General features: G+C 67.2%; 25 protein-coding genes and 4 tRNA genes. 23 read left to right on the top strand and 6 right to left on the bottom strand.

Going from position 1 to position 24912, the window contains the following annotated elements; genetic code table 11:
• The first annotated feature begins 54 nt into the window (after nt 1-54).
• From J2X58_RS18215 to J2X58_RS18175, 9 genes are all read left to right on the top strand, one after another.
• Complete coding sequence (locus tag J2X58_RS18215; RefSeq protein ID WP_090180910.1) at nt 55-990, top strand: ABC transporter ATP-binding protein; 936 nt, start codon at nt 55-57, stop codon at nt 988-990.
• Nucleotides 987-1721 (top strand): ABC transporter permease subunit, encoded by a 735-nt coding sequence (locus tag J2X58_RS18210; RefSeq protein ID WP_090180908.1) that lies wholly within the window; start codon nt 987-989, stop codon nt 1719-1721. The genes J2X58_RS18215 and J2X58_RS18210 overlap by 4 nt, the downstream gene beginning before the upstream one ends.
• Before the next feature lie 2 nt (nt 1722-1723).
• Nucleotides 1724-3577: a Gldg family protein gene (locus J2X58_RS18205; protein WP_090180906.1), complete on the top strand. Its 1854-nt coding sequence runs from the start codon at nt 1724-1726 to the stop codon at nt 3575-3577.
• A 2-nt stretch (nt 3578-3579) separates the two neighbouring features.
• Complete coding sequence (locus tag J2X58_RS18200; protein ID WP_310050152.1) at nt 3580-4437, top strand: cytochrome c oxidase assembly protein; 858 nt, start codon at nt 3580-3582, stop codon at nt 4435-4437.
• A 1174-nt stretch (nt 4438-5611) separates the two neighbouring features.
• Nucleotides 5612-6142 carry a hypothetical protein gene (locus J2X58_RS18195; protein WP_310050150.1) on the top strand — a complete coding sequence of 177 codons (531 nt, stop codon included), beginning with the start codon at nt 5612-5614 and terminating at the stop codon, nt 6140-6142.
• 168 nt (nt 6143-6310) lie between these two features.
• Nucleotides 6311-6763 carry a hypothetical protein gene (locus tag J2X58_RS18190; RefSeq protein WP_310050148.1) on the top strand — a complete coding sequence of 151 codons (453 nt, stop codon included), beginning with the start codon at nt 6311-6313 and terminating at the stop codon, nt 6761-6763.
• A 273-nt stretch (nt 6764-7036) separates the two neighbouring features.
• Nucleotides 7037-7468: a hypothetical protein gene (locus J2X58_RS18185; protein ID WP_310050145.1), complete on the top strand. Its 432-nt coding sequence runs from the start codon at nt 7037-7039 to the stop codon at nt 7466-7468.
• Nucleotides 7469-7663: 195 nt separating this feature from the next.
• A complete protein-coding gene (locus tag J2X58_RS18180; protein ID WP_310050143.1) occupies nt 7664-8179 on the top strand; it encodes a hypothetical protein in 516 nt (171 codons plus the stop codon).
• Nucleotides 8180-8233: 54 nt separating this feature from the next.
• On the top strand, nt 8234-9148 hold the full coding sequence (locus tag J2X58_RS18175; protein WP_310050141.1) for a hypothetical protein: 915 nt from the start codon (nt 8234-8236) through the stop codon (nt 9146-9148).
• On the opposite strand, the gene ppk2 is transcribed toward J2X58_RS18175, so the two are convergent.
• From ppk2 to hemA, 3 genes are all read right to left on the bottom strand, one after another.
• Complete coding sequence (gene ppk2 / locus J2X58_RS18170; protein WP_310050139.1) at nt 9142-9912, bottom strand: polyphosphate kinase 2; 771 nt, start codon at nt 9910-9912, stop codon at nt 9142-9144. The two genes, J2X58_RS18175 and ppk2, sit on opposite strands and share 7 nt — an antisense overlap.
• Nucleotides 9913-10071: 159 nt before the next feature.
• Nucleotides 10072-11154: a peptide chain release factor 1 gene (gene prfA / locus J2X58_RS18165; RefSeq protein ID WP_090055017.1), complete on the bottom strand. Its 1083-nt coding sequence runs from the start codon at nt 11152-11154 to the stop codon at nt 10072-10074.
• A gap of 43 nt (nt 11155-11197) precedes the next feature.
• Entirely contained in the window at nt 11198-12469 is a 1272-nt protein-coding gene (gene hemA, locus J2X58_RS18160) for a glutamyl-tRNA reductase (RefSeq protein WP_090055016.1), read from the bottom strand.
• Nucleotides 12470-12561: 92 nt separating this feature from the next.
• On the opposite strand from hemA, the gene J2X58_RS18155 reads away from it, so the two are divergent.
• The 9 genes from J2X58_RS18155 (at nt 12562) to J2X58_RS18115 (ending at nt 20816) form a co-directional block, all read left to right on the top strand.
• Complete coding sequence (locus tag J2X58_RS18155) at nt 12562-14331, top strand: tetratricopeptide repeat protein (protein WP_310050135.1); 1770 nt, start codon at nt 12562-12564, stop codon at nt 14329-14331.
• A complete protein-coding gene (gene lolB, locus J2X58_RS18150; RefSeq protein ID WP_254779188.1) occupies nt 14331-14963 on the top strand; it encodes a lipoprotein insertase outer membrane protein LolB in 633 nt (210 codons plus the stop codon). Before J2X58_RS18155 ends, lolB begins: the two co-directional genes overlap by 1 nt.
• A 158-nt stretch (nt 14964-15121) precedes the next feature.
• Entirely contained in the window at nt 15122-16510 is a 1389-nt protein-coding gene (gene ispE / locus J2X58_RS18145; RefSeq protein ID WP_310050133.1) for a 4-(cytidine 5'-diphospho)-2-C-methyl-D-erythritol kinase, read from the top strand.
• A 66-nt stretch (nt 16511-16576) separates the two neighbouring features.
• A tRNA-Gln gene (locus J2X58_RS18140) sits at nt 16577-16653 on the top strand.
• A 72-nt stretch (nt 16654-16725) separates the two neighbouring features.
• Nucleotides 16726-17664, top strand: coding sequence for a ribose-phosphate diphosphokinase (locus J2X58_RS18135; protein ID WP_090055010.1), 939 nt, complete (start codon nt 16726-16728; stop codon nt 17662-17664).
• 79 nt (nt 17665-17743) lie between these two features.
• Nucleotides 17744-18385: a 50S ribosomal protein L25/general stress protein Ctc gene (locus tag J2X58_RS18130; RefSeq protein WP_090055008.1), complete on the top strand. Its 642-nt coding sequence runs from the start codon at nt 17744-17746 to the stop codon at nt 18383-18385.
• A 51-nt stretch (nt 18386-18436) separates the two neighbouring features.
• Nucleotides 18437-19015, top strand: a complete 579-nt coding sequence (gene pth, locus J2X58_RS18125; protein WP_090055007.1) for an aminoacyl-tRNA hydrolase — start codon at nt 18437-18439, stop codon at nt 19013-19015.
• A gap of 33 nt (nt 19016-19048) precedes the next feature.
• Nucleotides 19049-20140, top strand: a complete 1092-nt coding sequence (gene ychF, locus J2X58_RS18120) for a redox-regulated ATPase YchF (protein ID WP_090055005.1) — start codon at nt 19049-19051, stop codon at nt 20138-20140.
• A gap of 208 nt (nt 20141-20348) precedes the next feature.
• Entirely contained in the window at nt 20349-20816 is a 468-nt protein-coding gene (locus tag J2X58_RS18115) for a MarR family transcriptional regulator (RefSeq protein WP_310050129.1), read from the top strand.
• A gap of 4 nt (nt 20817-20820) precedes the next feature.
• On the opposite strand, the gene J2X58_RS18110 is transcribed toward J2X58_RS18115, so the two are convergent.
• The 3 genes from J2X58_RS18110 to J2X58_RS18100 are packed head-to-tail and all read right to left on the bottom strand — an operon-like array spanning nt 20821 to nt 23508.
• Nucleotides 20821-21201 (bottom strand): STAS domain-containing protein, encoded by a 381-nt coding sequence (locus tag J2X58_RS18110; RefSeq protein WP_090055002.1) that lies wholly within the window; start codon nt 21199-21201, stop codon nt 20821-20823.
• Nucleotides 21198-21617, bottom strand: coding sequence for an ATP-binding protein (locus J2X58_RS18105; RefSeq protein ID WP_310050126.1), 420 nt, complete (start codon nt 21615-21617; stop codon nt 21198-21200). The genes J2X58_RS18110 and J2X58_RS18105 overlap by 4 nt, the downstream gene beginning before the upstream one ends.
• Nucleotides 21598-23508: a SpoIIE family protein phosphatase gene (locus J2X58_RS18100; RefSeq protein WP_310050124.1), complete on the bottom strand. Its 1911-nt coding sequence runs from the start codon at nt 23506-23508 to the stop codon at nt 21598-21600. Before J2X58_RS18100 ends, J2X58_RS18105 begins: the two co-directional genes overlap by 20 nt.
• A gap of 101 nt (nt 23509-23609) precedes the next feature.
• Here J2X58_RS18100 and J2X58_RS18095 point away from each other — a divergent pair, with 101 nt between their 5' ends.
• From J2X58_RS18095 to J2X58_RS18075, 5 genes are all read left to right on the top strand, one after another.
• Entirely contained in the window at nt 23610-24095 is a 486-nt protein-coding gene (locus J2X58_RS18095; RefSeq protein WP_090055000.1) for an acyl-CoA thioesterase, read from the top strand.
• Between the two features lie 251 nt (nt 24096-24346).
• A tRNA-Tyr gene (locus J2X58_RS18090) sits at nt 24347-24432 on the top strand.
• 17 nt (nt 24433-24449) lie between these two features.
• Nucleotides 24450-24523, top strand: a tRNA-Gly gene (locus tag J2X58_RS18085).
• Between the two features lie 26 nt (nt 24524-24549).
• Nucleotides 24550-24625, top strand: a tRNA-Thr gene (locus tag J2X58_RS18080).
• Between the two features lie 63 nt (nt 24626-24688).
• Nucleotides 24689-24912: GTP-binding protein (locus tag J2X58_RS18075; RefSeq protein WP_255364620.1), on the top strand; the 224-nt coding region annotated here is incomplete at its 3' end.

Here is a 24912-nt window from a genome sequence, read left to right as displayed (position 1 = left end):
ACGGCCCGACCCGGGTGGAACGCAGCACACCTCGTACCCGTTACACTCGCGGCAATGATCGAAGCCGACCGACTGACCCGCTGCTATGGCCCGCTCACCGCGGTCGATTCGCTGAGCCTGCGCGCCGAGCCGGGGCAGGTGCTGGGGCTGCTGGGTCCCAACGGCGCGGGGAAGTCCACGGCGATGCGCATGATCGCCGGATTCCTCACGCCGACGTCCGGCACGGCGCGCGTCTGCGGCCACGACATCCGCAAGGAGCCGCTCGCCGCCAAGCGCGCACTCGGCTACCTGCCCGAAGGCGCGCCCAGCTACGGCGAGATGACGATCCGCGAGTTCCTCGTCTTCATGATCCGCGTTCGCGGCCTCGAGCGCGACGTGGCCTTCCGCCGCTTCGACGAGGTGGTCTCGCGCCTCGAACTCGAAGAGGTGCTCGAGCAGACGATCGGCACGCTGTCCAAGGGCCTGCGCCGCCGCGTGGGCCTGGCGCAGGCGATCCTCCACGACCCGCCGGTGCTCATGCTCGACGAGCCGACCGACGGCCTCGATCCGAACCAGAAGCATTCGGTCCGCATGCTGATCGACGCCATGGCGCGTGAGCGCACGATCCTGATCTCCACCCATCTGCTCGAAGAGGTGCACGCCTTGTGCAATCGCGTGGCGATCATCGCCAACGGCAAGCTGCTCGCGGATGCGACCCCGGCGGAGCTCGAGGCGCGTTCGCGCTACCACGGCGCGGTCTCGTTCAGCGCGCAGGGCAGCGGCGTGTCTCGCGAGATGCTGGCGCGCATTCCCAACGTCGCGATGGTGGAGGTCGATCCGCTCGACGGTCGCGTGACCGTGTTCCCGCGGCCCGGCCTGCCGATCCTCGAGGATGTCCAGGCGCTGCTGCGCACGCAGAACCTCCAGGTATCGGAGATCCAGCTGGAGCAGGGACGCCTCGACGAGGTGTTCCGGCAGATCACGACGCAGCCGCGCGGGGCACAGGCATGACGGCGGTCTCGGCGATCGCCCGGCGCGAACTGTGGAGCTACTTCGTCACCCCGGTGGCGTACGTCTTCATGGTGATCTTCCTCGTGCTCGCGGGCCTGCTCACGTTCTACGCGGGCGATTTCTACGACCGCGGCCTCGCCGACCTGCAGCCCTTCTTCGACATGCACCCTTGGCTGTACCTCGTGCTGGTGCCCGCGGTGACGATGCCGATGTGGGCGGAGGAACGCGCCTCCGGCACGCTCGAACTGCTGTTCTCCCTGCCGGCGTCGATCGCGCAGGCGGTGCTCGGCAAGTTCCTCGCCGCCTGGGCGTTCATCGGCATCTGCCTCGTGCTGACGTTTCCCATCTGGATCACGGTCAACTACCTCGGCGATCCGGACAACGGCGTCATCCTCGCGGGCTACGTCGGCAGCTGGCTGATGGCCGGCGCGTTCATCGCGATCGGCACCTGCATGTCGGCGTCCACGCGTAGCCAGATCGTCGCGTTCATCCTGACCGCGGCGGTGTGCTTCCTGCTCCTGCTCGTGGGCCAGCCGCAGGTCGTCGACTTCTTCCAGGATTCGCTCCCGCCGCGGCTGATCGGCGCGCTGGGCCAGCTGAGCATTTCGCGTCACGCCAACGCGATCGCACGCGGCGTGCTCGACCTGCGCGACCTGGTCTATTTCTTCGCAACGATCGTCGCCTGGCTTGGCGCCAGCGTCATCGTGCTCGACCTGAAGCGGACGCGCTGACGATGCGACACCTGCATGTGACGCGCTCCTTCCGGCTCCGGCTCGCGCTGCTCGGCATCGCGGTGCTGTTCCTCGTGACGATCGCCTTCAGTTCGATGTCGCTGCGCACCGCGCGCGTCGACCTCACCGAGGACCGCATCTACACCCTGACGCCGGGCACCCAGCAGATCGTAGACAGCCTGCGGAAGCCGCTGACGCTGACCCTTTATTTCTCGGACCATGCGACGCGCGACCTGCCGCAGATCCGCAGTTACGAGCAGCGCGTGCACGAGATGCTGCGCGAGATCGCCGTGCGCGCCCATGGCCGCGTGCGCTTCAGGGTCATCGATCCCGTGCCGTATTCCGACGACGAGGACGCCGCCGAGAGCTATGGTCTTTCGCCGGCCAGCGGCGGCAGCAACGGCGAGCGCGTGTTCTTCGGGCTGGTCGGCATGGATGGCTCGGGCGACGTGCCGCCTCAGTCGATCCCGTTCTTCGACCCGGCCCGCGAGCCCTTCGTCGAATACGACATCGCGAAGCTGCTCTACGAGCTCGGCATGCCGACCAAGCCGCGCCTCGGCGTCATCAGCACGCTGCCGGTGGAAGGCAACCTCGTGATCGGCGAGCCGGCCTGGGGCGTGGTGCGCCAGCTCGACCAGCTCGCCGACGTGACCACGCTGGACCCCGCGAGCCTCAAGCACATCGACGACGCGCTGAAGGTCGTGCTGCTGATCCACCCGAAGCACCTGACGGAAGATGCCCAGTACGCGATCGACCAGTACGTGCTGCGCGGCGGGCACCTCGTCGTGTTCGTCGATCCCGACGCGGAGATGGACAACGCGCCGCTGATCGACTCGCGCGGCATCGTGGACGACCACGACTCCGACCTGCGCCGCCTGTTCGAAACGTGGGGCGTGCTGTACGACCCGACCAAGGTGGTTCTCGACCGCTCGCAGGCGCTGACAATCGAGCTCAACGGCAACACCGTGGCCCACCCGGCGATGCTCGGCCTCGGCGCGCAGGACCTCAACCACGACGACGTGGTCACGGCAAGCCTGCAGCGCGTGAACTTCTCGACCGCGGGCTTCTTCGAACTCGCGCAGGACACGAAGGCGCGCTTCACGCCGCTGGTGCAGACCTCCGACGAGGCGGCCGTCGTCCCGGCGCAGCGCGTGCGCGACGCGACGGGCGATCCGTCGACGCTTCTGGAGAACTACGAGCCCACGCACGAGCGTTACGTCATCGCGGGTCGCCTGCGCGACACGTTCCGCACGGCGTTCCCCGAGCGCCGCGAAAAGGGCCATCTCGACCAGGCCGCGGCCCCCGGCGAGGTCGTGCTGATCGCGGACACCGATCTGCTCTCCGATCGCCTCTGGATCGACGTGCAGCCGCTGCTCGGTCAGCAGCAGATGACGCCGTTCGCGAACAACGGCGACTTCGTGGCCAACATCGTCGACAACCTCGGTGGATCCACCGCACTCCTTTCGATCCGCGGTCGCGTGAACTCGCAGCGGCCATTCACGCGCGTGCGCTCGTTGCAGGCGGCGGCGGACCGCAAGTTCCTCGTCAAGAAGCGCGAGCTGGAGAACGAGCTCTACGACACGCAGCGCCGCCTCGCGGAACTGCAGCCCACGAAGAATGGCACGGGCCCCTCGACCGCCACGGCGGAACAGCGTCGCGAGGTCGAGCAGTACCTGCAGCGCAAGCTCGCCATCGGCAAGGAGCTGCGCGACGTGCAGCACCAGCTCAACGCGGAGATCGACGCGCTGGGCCTGCGACTGAAGTTCATCAACATCGTGCTGGTGCCGGGCCTGGTGGCGATCATCGGCCTGATCTACGGCTGGCGGCGGACACGCCGAAGCCGGCGCGTGCTCTGACTGTGCCGTCCGTCGCGATGAAGTGGATCGTGCCCTGGGAGTTCTCCTGGGTGTTCCTCGTCCTCTTCGTCGGCGCGGCCTGGCTCTACGTGCGCGGCGCGCGGCGCCTCCGCGTGCCGCCAGCCAGGCAGGCGGCGTTCTGGGTCGGCATGACGATCGTGTACGTCGCGCTGCATACGTACTTCGACTATTACGCGGAGCATGAATTCTTCATGCACCGCATCCAGCAGGTGCTGCTGCATCACCTTGCGCCGTTGCTGATCGTCGCGGCGTATCCGGGCAGCGTGCTGCGCGCTGGCCTTCCCCTGGCGTGGCGCGTCCGCCTGCGCCGCACGGGACACTCGCTCGCCTGGCGGGCGTTCTCGGCCGTCGCGCTCAACCCCGCGTTCGTCACGGCGTCGTTCGTCGCATTGATCCTCGTCTGGCTCATCCCCGACATGCAGACGCTGGCGATGCTCGACTGGCGTCTGTATCGACTCATGAACTGGTCGATGATGATCTCGGGCCTGGCCTACTGGTGGATCGTCCTCGATCACCGGCCCAAGCCACCGGGACGCATGGCCCCGGGCTGGCGCGTCCTGTCGCCCGCGATCACGATGACGCCGCAGATCGTCGCCGGCGCCATCGTCACCTTCTCGAAGACCGATCTCTATCCGATCTTCGAAATCTGCGGCCGCGCGTTCACGATGAACGTGCTCACCGGGCAGCTCATCGGCGGCGTCATCATGTGGGTCCCCGCCGCGATGATCGAATCGGCCGGAGGCCTGCTCGCCCTCCAGCAATGGCTGCGCCTCTCGCGCAACGGGCGCCTGCCGCGTCGCCCCGTGCATCCCCGTCGCCACACGGTCACGCATTCGTAAGCCCCCTCCGGTCGCCTCGACGGGCTCGGCGTCGCCATCGCGTTGGTGTTGCACATCATGTCGCCGGGCGCGGAGGCGCCGGGCCGTGCCCCTCGGCGCTCGGACATGCGGTCGCAAGCGACCGAACTCGCTCCGAGGGGCACAGCCCGGCACCTCTCCGGTCACCGAGGCAGCACGTCGGACAGACGCTTGCGCCGCGAGGCGCCTGGTAGGAGCGGACCTGGCCGCGATGGGTGCTCGCCCCACGGCGTATGCAGAGCGGGCATCTGTCGCCTGCGCCGCAGCGCGCGTCTGATGGGTCTGAAGGGAGCGGACACGACGTAGGCTCGGCGTTCCCCATCGCGCTTGCGTCGCACACCATGTCGCCCGGCGTGGAGGCGCCGGGCTGTGCCCCTCAGCGCTCAGACATGCGGTCGCAGGCGACCGAACTCGCTCCGAGGGGCACAGCCCGGCACCTCTCCGATCACCGAAGCAGCACGTCGGACAGACGCTTTCGTCGCAAGGTGCGTTGGAGCGGACCTGGCCGCGATGGGCGCTCACCCCACGGCGTATGCAGAGCGGGCATCGGTCGCCTGCGCCGCGGCGCGCGTCTGGTGGGTCTTGAGGGAGCGGACACGACTTAGGCTCGGTGTCGCCACCGCGCGTGCGTCGCATACCGTGTCGTCTGGCGTGGAGGCGCCGGGCTGTGCCCCTCAGCGCTCAGACATGCGGTCGCAGGCGACCGAACTCGCTCTGAGGGGCACAGCCCGGCACCTCTCCGATCACCGAGGCAGCACGTCGGACAGACGCTTTCGTCGCAAGGTGCGTTGGAGCGGACCTGGCCGCGATGGGTGCTCGCGGGACCATCAGTCACAAGGCGCGCCGCCGCGTCATGCGTGTCACTTTTCAGAATCTTCGCGATTCGCGAACGCTCGCCATTGCCTAAGATGCAGAGGCTCGCTACGACAAGTCTCAATGGGTGAGCATTTACCCGAATAGCCACACGGAGGTGTCATGCTATGCAACCAATTGTTGCGCATGGATCGGAGTGGCGCACCGATCTTTCAGGCTCTTGCACCGGTCAGGCATCTGACATGATTCGACTCAGTTTCTAGCCTGATGAATGGCACGGGTCGGTTTGCGAGAGCGTTCGGCCGGATTCGAAAACACCACCCCACGAACAAGGAGCAGCATCATGGGCGAGTACAGCGACACATTCGATTGGATCGATTTTCCGCAAGGTCGGGTGCGCTATGCGGGAGGTAGTAAAGGAAGAGATGAGCCGCATATCGACACGTTCGCCGTTGATATCTACGGCCATACCTATTACGGCGAGATCAGGCAACTGTTCCTTCCCGATAGGAACAACTACAACGTCGAGATCGTTTCGTTTGGATGGCCGAAAGGAGATTGGTTCGGCACCGAGCCGGATCCCAGGCAGTGTGCGGCGTTCACGGCTAATGAGCTGCTTGATGTGCAGAAGCTCATTGGTCGAGTAGTGCCGGCGTGGCGCAAGCTCGCGCAAAGACCCTTCGTCCTACGTGAGTCAAGCCGATCCCATTTCATCGGTGACATTTTTTTTCGCGACGGTTGGGCGCTGATCAAGGCTGATGAGGACGCTTCCGCTGGGCTGGAGCGCGAATTGAATGCGTCCGGGCAGCCGACACCCCAGGGACATTCGAACAGCCATACGAGAGCGTTCGCCCAGGTCCTCTTGGCCCGCTAGTACGTCTGGCATCGAGGCAGATCGTGTAACGCTCCCTGAGCGGTTTCACGGACGAAAATGATCGGAACATCCGAGCCCGATCGCTAACACTTCCTCGCGACCGCGGAGGCGTGTGGAACAAGCCGTCGGAGCACGACGGCCCTTCTCACCATCGGTAAGGATCAAATCGTGGGCTACAAAGATAAGACGTTTGAATGGATCAACTTTCCTTCAGACCGGATCAGGTATCTGCGGGAGGGCGGAGGTGCGCGCGGTCGAGATTTCATTCCGGTTGAGCTGTTTGCTGCAGATATCAACGGCAAGATCGACCTTGGCATCATCAAGCGAGACTTCCTGGCAAACCGGCGCGACTTCAATGTTGAGGTTGTTTCGTTTGGATGGACGAGTGTCGGGGTCATCGACGACGACTGGACGCCACGGCCTGGTGCCTGCTCATTGTTTACGATGCGCGAACTGGGAGTCGCCCAGGCGCTGGTCTTACAGGCGGTTCATGTCTGGAGCGCTTATGAGGATGACTCGAAACCGTCGTTTTTGATTGAGTCGCCTCAGTCCCATTTCATGGGCGAGGTGTCATTCCGCGAGGGGTGGGCATTGCTGCAGGAGCAGGGCGCCTCCTCATGAGCGTATACGAAAGGGAATTCGAACAGATTGCAAAAGCTCGATCTGTCGACGAAATCAGGGCTGTCGCTCGGCGGCTCTCAGCTAGGTCGTTTGCTAAGACTGGAGGCATCGTCTAAAGCGGCAAGGTAGGGACTATCCGCGCATGACGTTGCAGCGATCGAGCAGATGACATGATTCGAATGATTTTTGAGAAGCCCATAAGTGGAACGGTCCAGTGGCGAATAGCGCTTGACGGGATTCAAAGGAACAAACCTGGGAAGTAGGAGCATGGCCATGAGTCAGTACAGCGGCACATTTGATTGGATCGACTTCCCGGGAGGTCGGGTGCGCTATGCAGGCGGAAGTAAGGGGCGCGATGAGCCACCCATCACGATATTTTCTGTAGAGCTTAATGGGAGGGTTTTCTTCGGCGAGTTCGGAAGATCGTTTCTGGCGAACGACAACGACTACAACATCGAAGTCGTTTCGTTCGGGTGGTTGGATCGCGAATGGTTCGGAACCGAGCCGGATCCCAAGCACTGTACTGCTTTCCGGTTGGCCGAGCTCGGCGATGTGCAGTCGCTTATCTGCCAGGCAGTACCGGTGTGGCGCTCGCTCGAGGATCGGCCGTCTATCGTGCGCGAGTACTCCGACAGCCACTTTGGGGGCGAGATTCTCTTTCGTAAAGGATGGGCGCTAGTCGCGGACGGCGAGGACCGTGTCTGATGGGCCTTCTTGATCGCTGAAGCAGAGCGGGAAAAATCGCTCGCCACCCTGTGCTGATACCTACACCGTTTTCGTCGACCGCCGCCAAAACCCTTCCGTCGACGTGCCGATGCCCTTCTACGGCGAATCGTTCAGATGCGAACAGGTAGCGCCGTCGCATTCGATGCGGCTTGTTCGCTCACGGGAGGAAATGGCATGACACGATTGATCGATGGTAACGAGTTTGCGCCCGAAGATCGCGGGCGGCAGCCGCTGGTGTTGTCGGGCGAAGTTGCCCTGAGGACTCATGTGTCGCGGCGAGGTCGGGCAGGTCCCGCAAAAGCCGCAGTGCTGTCAGTGCTTTGGTGCGCCTTCGCATTGCCCGCCTCTGCGATGAACGTCAAAGTGAACATCACGAACAACACGGCCAAGCCAATCACAAACGTCTCGTCGACGTACGGCCTTCCTCATGTGATCGATCCATGGCGCACCGAGACCGTCACGCTCTGGATGGGCAGCTTCAGTAGCAGCGTCAGTGCCGACTTTGCGAGCGGACAGGTACCCGGTGGCTGCCTGTTTCAGGCTGGTCATGAAGTGACGTCCACGGGTCCCGTTTATGCCGGCAACGGTGCCGGTTACGGACAAGTCCTCAGCCCTTTCTGCTGGGTGAACGTGTTCCATCCATGGTCACCCCCTTACGACTACGAAGTCACCTTCATGATTTCGCAGTAACCGCATTCAACCGCGTCGCGGCTCGTTGCCGCGGCATTCGCGCAAGGAGGGCACATGGAACTTGTTCGTGCAGATTGCCTGTCGATCGACAGGGAGATGCGGGCGGGAGATACGGTGCGCATCGTCAATGGCGCACCTTACACCGACATGCTCGCGAAGCAAGAGGCGGCAGGGCGCGCGGACCCCGCGGGTGGCGGTCTTTCGCTGTCCCGCGTCGGTCTGGCGCTTGCGTCGGTGGGGCGGGGGCGTATCGTTGATCCCGAGGCGGCGGCAGCGACGTTCAGTGACTTCGTCGCGTCGATCGGTAGCCAGATCCGCGCGGAGGGCATCCGCGCGGATGTCTTCGACGAGGTCCCTCGCGACGGGTCCAGCGACAGGCTGACGCTCGCCAGGCAAGCGAGCAACTGCGTATCGGTGATCTATTACGGTGGCGCGAAGATCCACGCCGATGTGTCGGCGGCCAATCCGTTCGAGTCGCTCGACAGAATGACCCTCTCGCAGATCGCATTCGACGACTCGGGAGCGTTCACTTCGGTCGAGCGGCACCTGGCCTCCATGACGATGAGCGAGCGCGACACATCCTTCAGAACCAGCGTTTACGAACTTGCCTCTTCGATGGACGAAAAGCGCCGTGGACCCTGGCACGAGGCGCTGAGTTATCTGGGCGATGCCCGGATTTCGGCGGGCATGAGTGACGCGGAGCGCGCCTGGAGGGGGTGGGCGTCGACGGCATCGTTGGCCGCGTACGGTGCGTCGGTGGCAGCGGAAAACGCGCTCGAACTTCCCGTGCTTCCATCCTACGGGCCCCTCCGCGACGAAAGCCCTTCGGCTCTCGTCGCCCGACCGAACGCGCAAGGCATCGCGGAATGGTCGGAGATCTCCATCCGGCAGCTCGCCGACGCACCGCGCGACGAGCTGCTGACCCTGGTGAAGATGCTCGATTCAGCGGGCGATCGTGGCGATCAGTAGACCTCGGGCACCCGTTGTGCCTTCGCGGTGACCTTGTCCTTCTTCGGCTTGCCGGCGAGGGGCGGCAGGTCGAAGGGTTTGTCCGGCGTCAGCTTGTCGGGAATGCGGTCGAGCAGGTGGCGGATGAGGTTCAGCCGGCCGGTCTTCTGGTCGTTGAAGTCGGCGACGAACCACGGGGCGTCCTCGGTGTCCGTGTGCTGGATCATGGCGTCGCGCAGGTCGCCGATCTCGGCGTACTTGTCGCGCGCCTTGATGTCGACGGGCGAGAGCTTCCAGCGCTTGAGCGGATCCGCCGCGCGTTCGGCGAAGCGCTCTTCCTGTTCCTTCTGATCGACCGAGAGCCAGTACTTCAGCAGGATGATGCCGTCGTCGACGAGCATCTTCTCGAAGACGGGGCAGGCCTTCATGAAGCGGTCGTACTGCTCCTCGGTGCAGAAGCCCATGGCGGGTTCGACGACGGCGCGGTTGTACCAGCTGCGGTCGAACAGCACGAGTTCACCCGCCGCCGGCAGCTCCGCGACGTAACGCTGGAAATACCACTGCGTGTCTTCGGTCGGCGTGGGCTTGGAGAGCGCCACGACGCGCGCGGCGCGCGTGTCGAGCTTGTCCGTGATCGCCTTGATGGTGCCGCCCTTGCCGGCTGCGTCGCGGCCTTCGAAGACGACGACCATGCGCTTGCCGGTGTGCCTGAGCCAGCGCGTCAGGCCGACGAGCTCGACCTGGAGTTCCTCGAGCGCTTTTTCGTACTTCTTTTTCTTGCCCATGCCGGATGCCTCCCGTGTGGTCCGCGAACTGTGCCTCAGTGAGCGTCACGGTGTCGTCAGCCTCGACGCGACACCGGACCGCCGACACCACCCTCGGGTAGCAGCATGACTACCGAAGGGGGGAGCCGATCGTATCGGCGATGGGTGCTCGCAGGACGGTCAACCGCCCGCGGTGAGCGTCTGCAGCTCGTCGGCCTGGTTCTCGCGGGTGAGGGTGTCGATCAGCTCGTCGAGGTCGCCCTGCATGACTTCGGTCAGGCGGTACAGGGTGAGGTTGACGCGGTGGTCGGTGATGCGGCCCTGCGGGAAGTTGTACGTGCGGATGCGCTGGCTGCGGTCGCCGGAGCCGACCTGCAGGCGGCGCGATTCGGCCTGGGCCGCGCTCTGCTTGCTACGCTCGGCATCCAGAAGTCGCGCCTTGAGCAGGCTCATGGCCCGGGCGCGGTTCTTGTGCTGGCTGCGTTCGTCCTGGCATTCGACCACCGTGCCCGTGGGCAGGTGCGTGATGCGGATCGCGGAGTCGGTCTTGTTGACGTGCTGGCCGCCCGCGCCCGAGGCGCGGAAGGTGTCGACCTTCAGGTCGGCGTCGCGCAGTTCGATGTCGCCGACTTCGTCCTGCTCGGGCAGGATGGCCACGGTGGCGGCGGACGTGTGGATGCGCCCCTGCGATTCGGTCTCCGGCACGCGCTGCACGCGGTGCGTGCCGGACTCGAACTTCAGCTTCGAGTACGCGCCGCGGCCCTCGATGCGGGCGACGATTTCCTTGTAGCCGCCGTGCTCGCCGTCGCTCGCGCTGAGGATTTCCACGTGCCAGCGCTGGCGTTCGGCGTAGCGCGCGTACATGCGGAACAGATCGCCCGCGAAGATGGCGGCTTCGTCGCCGCCGGTGCCCGCGCGCACTTCCAGGAACAGGTTGCCCTCGTCGCGCGGATCCTTCGGCAGGAGCAGCACCTGTAGCTCGCCGTCCAGTCGCGCGAGGTGCGCCTCGATCCGCGCGATGTCGTCGGCGGCCATGTCGCGCATCTCGGGATCGTCGAGCATCGCCCGCGTTTCGGCCAGTTCGCGCTCGGCCTCGTCGTGATCCTTCAGCGACAGGGCGACGGGTTCGAGCTGCGCGTATTCGCGCGACAGATCGCGGAAGCGCTGGCCGTCGGCGAGCACGTCCGGCTGCGCGAGCAGCAGGCCGATCTCCTCGTGACGTTCGGCGAGGGCTTCGAGTTTGCGGCGGATCGAGGGGGTCATGCGGTGCGTGAGGTCCGGCTCTGGGCGAGTCCCAAGCCGTACATCATGCGGAAACGTCGTCGTCCGGGTCCAGTCCGTACAGGCGGCCGGCCGCGTGGAGGAGGTCGAGGTCGCCCGCCATGGCGGCGTCGCGCAGCCGCGCGCTGGGGGTGTGCAGGAGCTTGTTGGTCAGCGTGTTGGCGAGGAATGCGAGGGCTTCCTCGGCCGGACGGCCCTTGCCCAGCATGGCCTGGGCCCGGGCGAGGACCTCGTCGCGCTGCGCCTCGGCCGCCGCGCGCATGTCCACCGCCGGATTCCGGAGGGTGAGGGCGCGGCGCCAGGCCATGTAGCGTTCGACCTGGAGATCGATGATCGCGTCGGCCTCGCGGGCGGCCAGCTCCCGCGAGCGGCGGTTCTCGTCGATCACCTGGCGCAGGTCGTCGATGCCGTAGAGGTAGACGTCGTCCAGCGTCGCCACCTCGGGCTCGATGTCGCGCGGCACGGCGATGTCCACCATGAACATGGGGCGACGCCGGCGCGCGGCGATGGCGTCGGCGACCATCGCGCGCGTCACCACCGGCAGGCGCGACGCCGTCGACGTGATGACGATGTCGGCCTCCGCGAGGTGGCGGGGCAGGTCGGCCAGCGAGATCGCGTAGCCGGCGTAGCGGCCGGCCAGCTCCTGGGCGTTCTCGAGGGTGCGGTTGGCGACGATGAGCCGGCGCACGTTCTTGTCGGCGAGGTGGCGCGCGGCCAGTTCGATGGTCTCGCCGGCGCCGATCAGCAGCACGCAGGCCTGGCGCAGGTCGGTGAACACCTGCTCGGCCAGGCGCACGGCGGTGTAGGCGACGGACACCGTGTGGGCGCCGATGCGGGTATCGGTCCGCACGCGCTTGGCCACCGCGAAGGTGTGCTGCAGGAGCCGCTCCATGGGGGCGCGCAGGCTCTGCGCCGAGCGCGCGTGCTGGTAGGCGTCCTTCACCTGGCCCAGGATCTGCGGCTCGCCCAGCACCATCGAGTCCAGCCCCGTCGCGACGCGGAACATGTGCCTGACGGCGTCGTGTTCGTCGTGACGGTAGAGGAACTCGTCGAGGCGTTGCGGGGTCAATCGGTGCTGGCGCGACAGCCACTGGCCGGGCGTGCCCTCGAATCCTTCCGCCACGCTGCAGTACAGCTCGGTGCGGTTGCACGTGGAAAGGATCATCGCCTCCTCGACCCCGGGTTGCCGGGTGAGGTCGCCGAGCGCCTCGGGTGTCACCGCGGCGTCGAAGGCCACCTGCTCGCGCAGGCTGACCGGCGCCGTGAGGTGATTGAGCCCGAGGGCGATGAGTGGCATGACTCTGAGGTCGGCTTGAGTGGCGTCGGCTAAGCTAAGGGCGCATTGTGCGCTGACAGGAGGGCCGGGGATTGTCCGGATGTGTCCTCCAGATGACGGAGAGTAGTGTGCTGACCGGTCGGTCCAAGTTCAAGCGAGTGCGGCATCTTGTGATTTCCGGCGCCCTCGGCGTCGTCCTGGCCGGCTGCGCCACCACGGGCCATGGCCCCTCGCCGGGCGAGGCCCCGCAGGCCGTCCGGACCGGCGTCCAGCCGCTCGACCGGCTGCACGTGGCCATCGTCCCGCCCGAGCGCGACCTGCAGGCGCAGCTGATGGCCGGCGACTTCGCGCTGGCGTCCAACGATCTCAAGACCGCCTCGGACGCCTACGGCAAGGCCGCGGCGATCGGCGACGACCCGAAAGTCGCCTCGCGCGCGGTCGAGCTGGCCCTCGCCGTCCACGATCAGGCGGCCGCCGGCAAGGCGCTCGACCGCTGGGCCGCGCTGGGCGCCACGCCCGCCGACCTGGCGAGCGGCCGCGCCCGGATGGCGCTGGACCGTGGCGACACCAACGAAGCCCAGCGGCAGCTGGAGATCCTCGTCGCCTCCGGTAGCCCGGATGCCTGGCGCGAGTTCGGCCGGATCGTCGTCGGCGCCCGCGACGCGGCGCAGGCCGGCGTGCTGCTCGAGCGCATCGCCACCCCGCAGCGCCTGCCCGACGACGCCACGGCCTGGCTCGCCATGAGCGAACTGGGCGAGAACCTCGGCCGGCACGACTATGCGAAGCGCATCGGCGAGGCCGCGCTGGCGAAGTTCCATGACGGCACGACCTACGCGTGGGCTGGCCAGCAGGCCTATCGCGCCGGCGACAAGGCCGGCGCCCGCAAGCTCTTCGCGAAGGCGGTCGCGAAGGACCCGAAGAACCCGCGCCTGCGCCTCGCCTACGCCACGCTGCTGATTCAGGACGGCGATCTCAAGACTGCCGGCACCCTCCTCGCCACGGGGACGCAGAACCCGGATACCTACGCCCTGCGCATGAGCCTCGCCGCGCGCGCCGGCGACAAGGCCGCGGTCGGCCGCCTGTATCAGGAGATCCGCCGCCGCCCCGACGCGGTGCAGGAAGAGAACGCCTTCGTGCTGGGGCAGCTCGCCGAGCTGCTGGGCAAGCAGGAGGACGCGCTGGACTGGTACGCCGCCGTGGGCGACGACGACCCGCATATCTTCGATGCCTCCGTCCGCAGTGCCGTGGTGCTGCATCAACAGGGCAAGGACGACGACGCGCAGGAGATCGTGGCGGAACTGCAGACCACCTACGCCGACCGGCCGGAGCAGCTGCGCCAGGCCTACGCCCTCGAAGGCGAACTGAACATGGACGGGCGCCACTTCGACGCGGCCGCCGCGGCCTACGACAAGGCGCTGCGTGTGAAGCCGGACGACACCGACATGCTCTACGGCCGCGGTCTCGCCTACGCCGAGGCGGGTCAGGTGGACCGCGCCGTGAGCGACTTCCGCAAGGTGCTCGAGCTGAAGCCCGGCGACATCGAGGCGAGCAACGCGCTCGGCTACACGCTGGCCGACAACGACCGCGACCTCGGCGAGGCCCAGGCGCTGATCCAGGCGGCGCGCGCCGCGCGTCCCGACGATCCGTCCGTGGCCGACTCCTGGGGCTGGCTGCAATTCCGCCAGGGCCGGCTCGATCAGGCGGAAGCCACCCTGCGCGGCGCCTGGGCGCAGCGCAAGGATGGCGACATCGGCGTGCATCTCGCCGAAGTGCTGTGGAGCCGCGGCCGTCACGACGAGGCGCGCAAGCTGCTCAACGAGGTCCGCCGCATCGACCCCAGGAACGCGTCGCTCGAAAAGACCGAGCGGAAACTGAAACCCTGATGGCGCCCCTTTCGCGAATGCCGCATCCGATCCGTGTTCTCGCCGCGCTGTCGATCCTCTTCCTCGCCGCCTGCGCCACCACGCGCCCGCCGGTGCGCCAGCCCGGCGACGCGGTGACGCTTGGGCTGCAGGAAGAACGCGAGCGCTCGCTCGCCGATACCGATCACTGGACGCTCGAAGGCCGCCTTTCGGTGGCGAGCGACAAGGATTCCGGGTCGGGCAGCCTGAGCTGGCGCCAGGACGGCGATCGCTACGAGTTCGTCGTGCGCGGTCCCGTCACCGGCCGCACGTTCCGCCTGACGGGCGGGCCCGCGGGCGCCGAACTGGAAGGCCTCGATGGCGGGACGCGCCGCGGCCCCGACGCCGAGACGCTCATGGCGCAGACCGTGGGCTGGCAGATTCCGCTCGCCGAACTGAAACGCTGGGTGCTCGGCCTGCGCGCGGATACCGGCCCCGCCGACATCGCCTTCGGCGCGGATCGCCTGCCGTCGCGGCTCGTGCAGGACGGCTGGACCGTCGACTACCGGCAATGGGACACCGACAGGCAGCCGGCGATGCCCTCGCGCGTCTTCGCCGAACGGCCGCCGTACAAGGTCCGCCTGTCGATCGAGAGTTGGTCGTTCGGCCGCTGATCCCCACCTTTATTGCCCCGTAGGAGCGGACCCGGCCGCGATGGGTGCTTGCGGCAAGCACCCATCGCGGCCAGGTCCGCTCCTACGCGGGGGCCTATCCGTCATCGATCGCGGAGGGCCGCCGCTATACTGCGCGGCTTCCGTAACGCGGCTCCGCCATGCATTTCACCATCTCCCGCGCCCACGACGACGACGCCGAACGCCTCTGCGCGATCGAGCGCGCGGCCGTCGAGCTTTTCCGGGGGCACGAGGCATGGCCTTCCTACTCGGGCATGTCGCTGCCCGTCGACACGGTGCGCGATCTGATCGCCCGCGGCATGGTCTGGGTGGCGGTGGTCGACGGCGACGTGGTCGGCTTCGTGTGCCTCGACACCGACGGGGCCGAGCACGCCATCGGGATCGCCGAGATCGACGTGCTGCCTGCCTTCGGCGGCAAGGGGATCGGCGCGGCGCTGCTCGAGCACGCCTGCGCGTGGGCCCGCGAGGCGGGGTATCGCCGGGTGGACCTGGGCACGCTGGCCGACGTTCCCTGGAACGCGCCGTTCTACGCGAAGCATGGCTTCGCGGTGGTCGACAAGCATGCGCCGGACTTCGCGCGAGCGCTGCGGCGCGATCGCGAGAACGGCTTCCCCGACCACCTCCGCGTGTTCATGAGCCGGCCGCTCGAACCGCTGGCGGAAGGCGACTGGACCGTCTGGCCGGCACCGGCCAAGCTCAACCTGTTCCTGCGCATCGTCGGCCGCCGCGAGGACGGCTACCACGAACTGCAGACGGTCTTCCGCCTGCTCGACTGGGGCGACGAGGTCCGCCTGCGGGTGCGGACGGATGGCGCGATCACGCGTCCGAAGGCCGTTCCCGGCGTGCCCGAGGAGGCCGATCTGACCGTGCGGGCCGCCCGGCTCCTGGCGGCGCATACCGGCACCGCGATGGGCGCCGAGATCGAGGTGTCGAAGCGGATCCCGATGGGCGGCGGCCTGGGGGGCGGCAGTTCCGACGCCGCGTCGGTGCTCGTCGGTCTCAACACGCTATGGAACACGGGCCTCGACGAGGACGCGCTGGCCGCGCTCGGCCTCTCGCTCGGCGCCGACGTGCCGGTCTTCGTCCGCGGGCGTTCCGCCTGGGCCGAGGGGGTGGGCGAGGCGCTGACCCCGATGCACCTGCCGCGCCGCTGGTACGTGGTGGTGGACCCCCGGGAGCACGTCCCCACGGCGGCGCTTTTCGCGGCGCCCGAATTGACACGCCAGGCCCCGCGGGCGACAATTTCATCCTTTGTTTCCGGGGCTTCGGCGGAAAACGCCTTCGAGCCGGTCGTGCGCGCGAGGCACCCGCGGGTGGCAGCGGCGCTGGACTGGCTGGGTGGCTTCGGTCATGCGCGGTTGTCCGGCAGCGGCGGCTGCGTCTTCCTGGAAACGAGAACCCACGAGGCGGCGCTCGGCGTCGCTTCGCGCTGTCCCGGGGGCTTCACGGCCCACGTGGCCGCGGGCATCGATCCGTCACCGCTGCTCGTCGCGCGGAACCGGATCGGGGCGAAGGGAATCGTGTCGTAACGTCGGGTAGGGCCGCGGGCTGCGGCAAAGCGAGGGCGCGCCGCACGGCTCGCCGGAACGAATTGTTGGGGCGTCGCCAAGCTGGTTAAGGCACGGGATTTTGATTCCCGCATGCGCAGGTTCGAATCCTGCCGCCCCAGCCACCGTCCGCGGTGGCAGAGCCGAACACCAACCCACCAAACGCCAGGAGTTCCTCCGTGGATACGTCCACCCCGATGCTGTTCAGCGGCAACGCGCACCGCGCGCTCGCCGACGATGTCGCCGCCCGTCTGGGCATCCCGCTCGGCAAGGCCCTCATCGGCCGGTTCAGCGACGGCGAAGCCCAGATCGAGATCGAGGAGAACGTCCGCAAGCAGGAAGTCTTCGTGATCCAGCCGACGGGCGCTCCCAGCGCGGAGAACCTGTTCGACCTGCTGGTGCTGGTGGACGCGCTCAAGCGCGCCTCGGCCGGCACGGTCACGGCGGTCATGCCGTACTTCGGCTACGCCCGCCAGGATCGTCGCCCGCGCTCGGCGCGCGTGCCGATCACGGCGAAGCTGGCGGCGAAGATGATCGCCACGGCCGGCGCGGACCGCGTGCTCACGATCGACCTGCACGCGGACCAGATCCAGGGCTTCTTCGACATCCCGGTCGACAACGTGTACGCCTCGCCGGTGCTTCTGGCCGACATCTGGCGTCACCACAGCATGGACGACCTGATCGTGGTCAGCCCGGACGTCGGCGGCGTGGTGCGTGCGCGTGCGCTCGCCAAGCGCCTCGACGACGCCGACCTCGCGATCATCGACAAGCGCCGCCCGAAGGCGAACGTGGCCACGGTCATGAACATCATCGGCGACGTGGACGGCAAGACCTGCGTCCTGGTCGACGACATCGTGGATACCGCCGGCACGCTCTGCGCCGCGGCCGCCGCGCTGAAGGAAAAGGGCGCCCGCAAGGTCGTCGCCTACTGCGTCCACCCGGTGCTCTCGGGGGCCGCGATCGACAACATCGAGCACTCCCAGCTCGACCAGCTGGTGGTGACCAATACGCTGCCGTTGCGCGACAACGCCCGTAACTGTGCGAAAATCCGTCAGTTGTCGGTCGCGGAACTGCTCGCGGAGACGATCCGCCGCATCGCCTACGGCGAATCGGTGAGCTCGCTCTACATCGACTGATCTTCGTTTTTTCGGGCTCCCCTGGTCGCGGGGGAGTCCTTTACCCACCGCCGCGAGGCGGTTTACTTGAGGCAACACCATGGCTACCAATCATCAGCTCACCGCCACGAGCCGCAAGATCGAAGGGAAGGGTGCGAGCCGCCGCCTTCGCATTGCGGGCTACGTGCCGGCTATCGTGTACGGCGCGGGCGAAGCCCCGCAGGCGATCCAGGTCCTTCACAACGACATCCTGCTCGGTTCGCGTTTCGAGTCGTTCTACTCGTCGGTCATCGAACTGACGGTCGACGGCAAGAAGCAGAGCGTCCTGATCAAGGACTGGCAGAAGCACCCGTTCAAGCAGCTCATGCTGCACATGGACTTCCAGCGCGTTAACGAGAACGAGGCCGTCCGCGTCGCCGTTCCGGTGCACTTCCTGAACCAGGAGAAGTCCCCGGCCGGCAAGACCGCCGGTCTGGTGATCTCGCACAACCTGACGGAAGTGACCGTCTCGTGCCTGCCGAAGAACCTGCCGGAGTTCATCGAACTCGACCTGGCCGACCTGAAGGCCGGCGACATCGTCCACCTGTCCGACCTCAAGCTGCCGGCCGGCGTGGAAATCCCGGAACTGGGCCTCGGCAAGGAGCACGACGTCGCCGTCGTCACCGTGGCCGCGATCCAGGAAGAAGTCGATCCGACGGCCGCCGAAGGTGGCGACGCCGCCGCGACCGAAGAGAAGAAGTAATCGGCACCGGCCCGCGCGCCTCCGCGCCGCGGGCCGGCTCCGCTTCTCGCAATGGCGACACTTCGTCTTATCGTCGGCCTCGGTAACCCCGGGGCCGAATACGTCAGGACCCGGCACAACGCCGGGTTCTGGTGCGTCGACGCCCTGGCGATGGATCAGGGAGAGCGCTGGACCTTCGACGGCAAGCTGCACGGCGAGACCTGCAAGCTGCGCATCGGGGGCGAGACGGTCTGGCTGCTCAAGCCCGCGACGTTCATGAACAAGAGCGGCATCGCCGTCGCCTCGGCGCTGCGCTACTACAAGATCGCGCCGGAAGAGTGCCTCGTCGCCCACGACGAACTGGACCTCTCGCCCGGCACCGTCCGCATGAAGTTCGACGGCGGCCACGGCGGCCAGAACGGACTGCGCGACATCATGGCCCACCTGGGTCACGGCAAGTTCCACCGCCTGCGGGTCGGCATCGGCCACCCGGGGCACAAGGACAAGGTCACCCCCTGGGTGCTCGGACGTCCCAGCGCGGCCGACGAGGACGCCATCATGCACGGCATCGGGCGCGCGTTCGACGTGCTGCCGCTGGCGCTCGATGGCAAGTTCGAGGAAGCCATGAAGCGCCTGCACACGGTCGCCTGACCACTCCCACATCTCATCGGACACAGATTCGCCATGGGCATCAAATGCGGCATCGTCGGCCTGCCTAACGTCGGCAAGTCCACCCTCTTCAACGCGCTGACCAAGGCCGGCATCGCCGCCGCCAACTTCCCGTTCTGCACGATCGAGCCGAACACGGGCATCGTGCCGGTGCCGGATCCGCGCCTCGACGCGCTCTCGGCCATCGTGAAGCCGCAGCGCGTGATCCCGACGACGATGGAATTCGTCGACATCGCGGGCCTCGTGGCCGGCGCCTCGAAGGGCGAGGGCCTGGGCAACAAGTTCCTCGCGCACATCCGCGAGACCGACGCCATCGCGCACGTCGTGCGTTGCTTCGAAGACGGGAACGTCATCCACGTCGCGAACAAGGTCGATCCAATCGCCGACATCGAGACGATCGACACCGAGCTGGCGCTCGCGGATCTCGAATCCGTCCTGAAGGCGCTCGACCGCGCGACGCGCTCGGCGAAGGCGAACGACAAGGACGCGCTGGCGAAGAAGCCGGTGCTCGAGAAGCTGCGCGACGCCCTCGACCAGGGCAAGTCCGCGCGCGCCGCCGGCCTCGACGCCGACGAGAAGGCGCTGGTGAAGGACATGTTCCTCATCACGATGAAGCCGCTGATGTACATCGCGAACGTCGCGGAAGACGGTTTCGAGAACAATCCGCACCTCGACGCCGTGCGCGCCCGCGCGGTGGAGGAAGGCGCGGAAGTCGTGCCCGTCTGCGCGGCGATCGAAGAAGAGCTCTCGCAGCTCGACGACGCCGACCGCGACGAATTCCTGAAGGACCTCGGCCTCGACGAGCCGGGCCTCAACCGCGTGATCCGCGCCGGCTACAAGCTGCTCGGCCTGCAGACCTACTTCACGGCCGGCGAGAAGGAAGTCCGTGCGTGGCAGGTCCGCGCCGGTTCCACGGCGCCGCAGGCCGCCGGCGTCATTCACACGGATTTCGAGCGCGGCTTCATCCGCGCCGAAACGGTGGGCTACGACGACTACATCAAGTTCAACGGTGAGCAGGGAGCCAAGGAAGCCGGCCGCCTCCGTCTCGAAGGCAAGGACTACATCGTCAAGGAAGGCGACGTCCTGCACTTCCGCTTCAACGTGTAACGACGAACCCCGGCCCCGCCGGGGTTTTTTTCAGGGGCAGCGTGGAGTGCCCCTGTGGGAGCGGACCCGGCCGCGACAGCTTTTCGCGAGGCGTGTCGTTCCTGCCAGCTCGAGGTTCCATCGGCGTCCCGGCCCGTCCCGCTCCAGCCTACTGGCGGGCAATTCAATCGCTTGCAATCGAACTGCCTCGCCCCTAGATTCCGGGGGCATGAGCAAGCCCTCCATTCCCGCCGGTACCCAGGTGCCCCGCACGGTCGACGGGCAGCTGTGCTTCGCCCTGTATTCGGCGAACCTGGCGATGGGCAAGCTCTACCGCCAGCTGCTGGCGAACCTGGACATCACCTACCCGCAGTACCTGGTGATGATGGTGCTGTGGGAGCGCGACGGCATCACGGTGTCGGAACTGGGCGAGCGCCTGTTCCTCGATTCCGCGACGCTCACCCCGCTGCTGAAGCGCCTGCAGGCCGCCGGCTTGGTGGAGCGGACGCGCGGCACCGAGGATGAGCGGCAGGTCATCGTGACGCTGACCGACGCGGGCAGCGCGATGCGCGAGAAGGCGGCCGACGTGCCGGTGGACGTGTTCTGCGCCACCGGTTGCGATGTCGACACGCTCGTCAGCCTGAAGGACCAGCTCGAGACCCTGCGCTCAGGCCTCGTCGAGAACAACCGCCGCTGATCGTTCAGCCGGTGCCGCTGACCTGGCGCTGCATGTGGTCGAGGTACTGGTCGAGTTCGGCCACGGTGGCGAATACCTCGGCGATCGGCACGGCCTTCACGATCTCGAAGACCTTCTTCACCTGGGGCTGGGGGTTCAGCAGCAGCGTGCGGGCGTCGCGGTCGTGCATGCTCTTGCGCAACTGCGCCAGGCTGCGCAGGCCGGCGCTGCTGATGTATTCGAGCGCGGAGAGGTCGACGACCAGCGTGCCGCCGTTGTCCACCAGCGGCGTGATGTCACGCAGCGCCTCGTCGAGCGCCGCGTAGTTCGCCGCGTCGAGGCGGCCCTCCAGCCAGACGACGGTGCGGTGGGTCGAAGGGGTTTCGCTGCGGACGATGAGGGTCATGTGGCGGGCTCGTCGGAAGGGTCGAAGCGGATGACGACACGGTTGCCGTCGGCATCGCGCGCATAGTGGAAGTCGCTGGCGATGCTGCGCGCGAGGTGGAGGCCGAGGCCGCCGATCTCGCGGTGCGCGATGTCGCCGGGCAGTTCGGGTGTTTCGTATTGCAGCGGATCGAAGGGCACCGCGTCGTCGCGGAGCTCGAGGTGCACCACGTCCGTCTCCACCCGGAGCAGGATCTCGATGCTTCCCTCGCGCCCGTCGGGGTAGCCGTGGCGCACGGTGTTGACCAGCAGCTCTTCCAGCACGAGGCGCACGTCCGCGCGGCAGGACGGATCGACCTCGGCGCGGTCGAGCGTTCCCTCGGCCCTGTCCAGCGCGAGGAAGACGTCCTCGAGCCGGTTAGGAATGCGCAACCGCATCGAGCGGCACCTCCGTCACGCGACTGTCGTGCCAGGTGAGGGCGAGCAAGGCGATGTCGTCGTATGCCGGCGCGCCGGCGACGTACGCGTCGACGTCGCCGAGCACCTGCTCCACGTAGGCCTCGGGCGTCGCGCCATCCTGCAGGCGCGCGACGCTGTCGAGGATCGCGTGCGACCCGAAGAGCTTCTGGTTGGCCGCGTGCGCCTCGCTGACGCCGTCGGTGTACATGAGCACGGTGTCGCCCCCAAGCAACGTGAGTACGCGCACAGGGTAACGCGCATCGCGGTCGAGGCCGAGCGCGGGGCCCGTTTCGACGTCCACGAACAGCGCGCTGCCGCCCGCGTGCAGCACCGGCTGCTCGTGGCCGGCACTGGCCAGCGTGAGGAGGCCGGTCTCGGTTTCCAGCACGCCGCACAGCAGCGTGACGAACATGCACGTGTCGTTGCCCTTGCACAGCTCGCGGTTCAGCGCGCCGAGGATGTCGCTTGGCGAACGCGCGTGCGTGGCGATCGTGCGCGCCAGCGTGATCGTGCGCGCCATGAACAGGGCGGCCGGGATGCCCTTGTCGGAGACGTCGCCCACCATCACGCAGATGTGCTTCGCGCCGAGCGCGAAGTAGGTGTAGAGATCGCCGCCCACCGCGCTCGCCGGGCGCAGGGCGGCGTGCAGTTCGACGCGCCCGTCGTCCGCCAGCCAGTGCGCCTCGGGAATCAGCGCGAGCTGGATCTGCCGGGCGATGTCCAGTTCGCTGGCCATGCGCTCCTGCTCGCGGGCGAGCTGCTTGGCGCTGTCGATGTGGCCCGCGAGCTGGCGGCGCATCTGGTCGAAGGCGCGCGTCAGGCGCCCGACCTCGTCCTTGCGGCGCACGTCGGGCAGCGCGAAGTCGAGTTCGCCCCGGGCCACGTCCTCCGCGCGATCGGAAAGGATGCCGAGCGGGGCCATCATCCGTCGCGTGATGACCAGCGCGATCAGCGAGACGCCGGCGAGGGCGACCAGGCCCAGGAGGATGTCGACATAGTAGGTGCGGCGGAGGTCGGCGAGCACCTCGCGCTCCGGCATGGTCAGTCCGGCGGTCCAGGTGGTGCCGGCGATCGGCACCAGGTAGACCCAGACCGGCTCGCTCACCCGGCCGCCCATCTCCGGCGTGATGCGGACCGGGTTGCGGTGTTCCTTCAGCGCGGCGACGAAGGGCTTGCTGCCACGCGTGCCGACGTAGGACGTCCAGTCGTGGGCGAGGAACATGCCGTCGGCATCCACCACGAACGCCGCGGCGTGATCGGGCTTGTTCAGTTCGCCCAGCAGCTGCTGCAGCCAGCCGAGGCTGATCGTGACGTCCGCCACGCCGGCGACCGACGTCGTGGAACCCGGGATGGCGACCGAATAGCCGACCAGCGTGTCGTTGCGTCCCGCCATGTGGAAGGGCGACTGCCAGCAGCCGTGCTCGCAATTGAGGCCGCGGACGAACCAAGGGGCTGTCCAGTAGGTTTCGGGATCGGCGAGGCGACTGCCCATGCTCAGCGCGCCGTCGGGCGCGCGGCGCGCCATCGCCGCGTCGGCCTCCCGGGCGGCGCCGTTGTGGGGAATGAAGCCCGCCGTGATGTCCACGATCTCGGGATTCACGGCCAGGGTGTCGCGGATCAGGGCAGGGGCCTCGTCGCGGCGCGTCTTCAGGACGCCAGCCAGGACGCGCGCCACGCGGGCGACGGCGTCGAGACGGCCCTGGATGCGCGTCGCGGCCCAGCCTGAGACAGCGGAGGCCTCCTGCTCGGTCTGCGCGAGCATCTGCTCGCGGGTGTGGGAGAGCATGAGGCCACCGGTCACGATCAGCACGATCGCCGAGCCCAGCAGGACGCCCAGGGCGAGCCGCGTTGCGACGCTGCGAAGGACCATGGGTGGCTCCGGTGGGCTATGACCCGAATCTATGCCCGCCGGAGCAGCCCGGCAAGCCGCCGGAACGTCATAATGAGACTTTCCCCCAGCAAGGTAAGGGCATGCCCGGCACCCAGCGTGAAGTCGAGTTTCGTTTCCTGGCCCAGCCGACCGATGTGAATTTCGGCGGCAAGGTGCATGGCGGCATGGCGATGAAGTGGATCGACCAGGCCGGCTACGCCTGTGCGGTGGGCTGGAGCGGCGCCTATTGCGTCACCGCGTCGGTCAGCGGCATCCAGTTCCTGGCGCCGATCCTCATTGGCGACCTGGTCACCGTGAGGGCACGGCTGATCCATACGGGCACCTCCAGCATGCACCTGTCCGTGGACGTGCTCGCCCGCGACCTGCGCAGCGGCGAGCAGCGCCTGGCGACCAGCTGCGTCATGGTGTTCGTGGCGCTGGACAAGCCGGACGGCGGCAAGCCGACGCCGGTACCGCCATGGAAGCCCGTGGAGGAACGCGACGTCCGGCTACAGGAATACGCGCTGAAGCTCATGGAGATGTCGCGCGCCATGGAGCCGCTCGTGCTGGCGACGCGCGAGGCCTGAGCCATCAGCCGGAGAGGCCATCCTGTGGGACGCGGCAAGCACCCGTTCGCGCGCGAGCGCGCTTCCCACAGCGTTACCTGCGACGGAGGCCTTTCATTCGTCGGGCGTCGTCGCTACACTTCGCGGCCCCCGACCGGAACCCGTCCCGGCGGGTCGTCGACACCGTTGTGAAACGGTCGCCACGCGTGATTTCCACGTGCGGAAGTTGTTGACAGGTTCCAGGACGCTCGCGACAATAGGCGTTCTTTGTTGGAGGAATACCCAAGCGGCCAACGGGGGCAGACTGTAAATCTGCTGGCTTACGCCTTCGGTGGTTCGAATCCACCTTCCTCCACCATACGAGTTCCGCGCGGTGCGGGAGTAGTTCAATGGTAGAACTTCAGCCTTCCAAGCTGATTGTGCGGGTTCGATTCCCGTCTCCCGCTCCATTGTTTCTACGCGCACTGCGTCACGTGCTCATGTAGCTCAGTCGGTAGAGCACTTCCTTGGTAAGGAAGAGGTCGCTGGTTCGATTCCAGTCATGAGCACCATCTTCGTCGTCCGCGGCGGTTCCTTTTTTACTATCTCATTGGCTCCAGCGGAGTTTAGCGCTCATGGCAAAGGGTAAGTTCGAACGTAAGAAGCCGCACGTCAACGTCGGCACCATCGGTCACGTCGATCACGGCAAGACCACGCTCACGGCTGCCCTGACGAAGATCGGCGCCGAGCGTTTCGGCGGTGAATTCAAGGACTACGGTTCGATCGACGCGGCGCCGGAAGAGAAGGCGCGCGGCATCACGATCTCGACCGCGCACGTGGAATACGAATCGCCGACCCG

Origin of the sequence: Luteibacter sp. 3190 (assembly GCF_031456385.1) — a bacterium.
GTDB lineage: Bacteria > Pseudomonadota > Gammaproteobacteria > Xanthomonadales > Rhodanobacteraceae > Luteibacter.
Note: the sequence above shows the minus strand (reverse complement) of the source record. Positions and strands in the feature narration are given on the sequence as shown.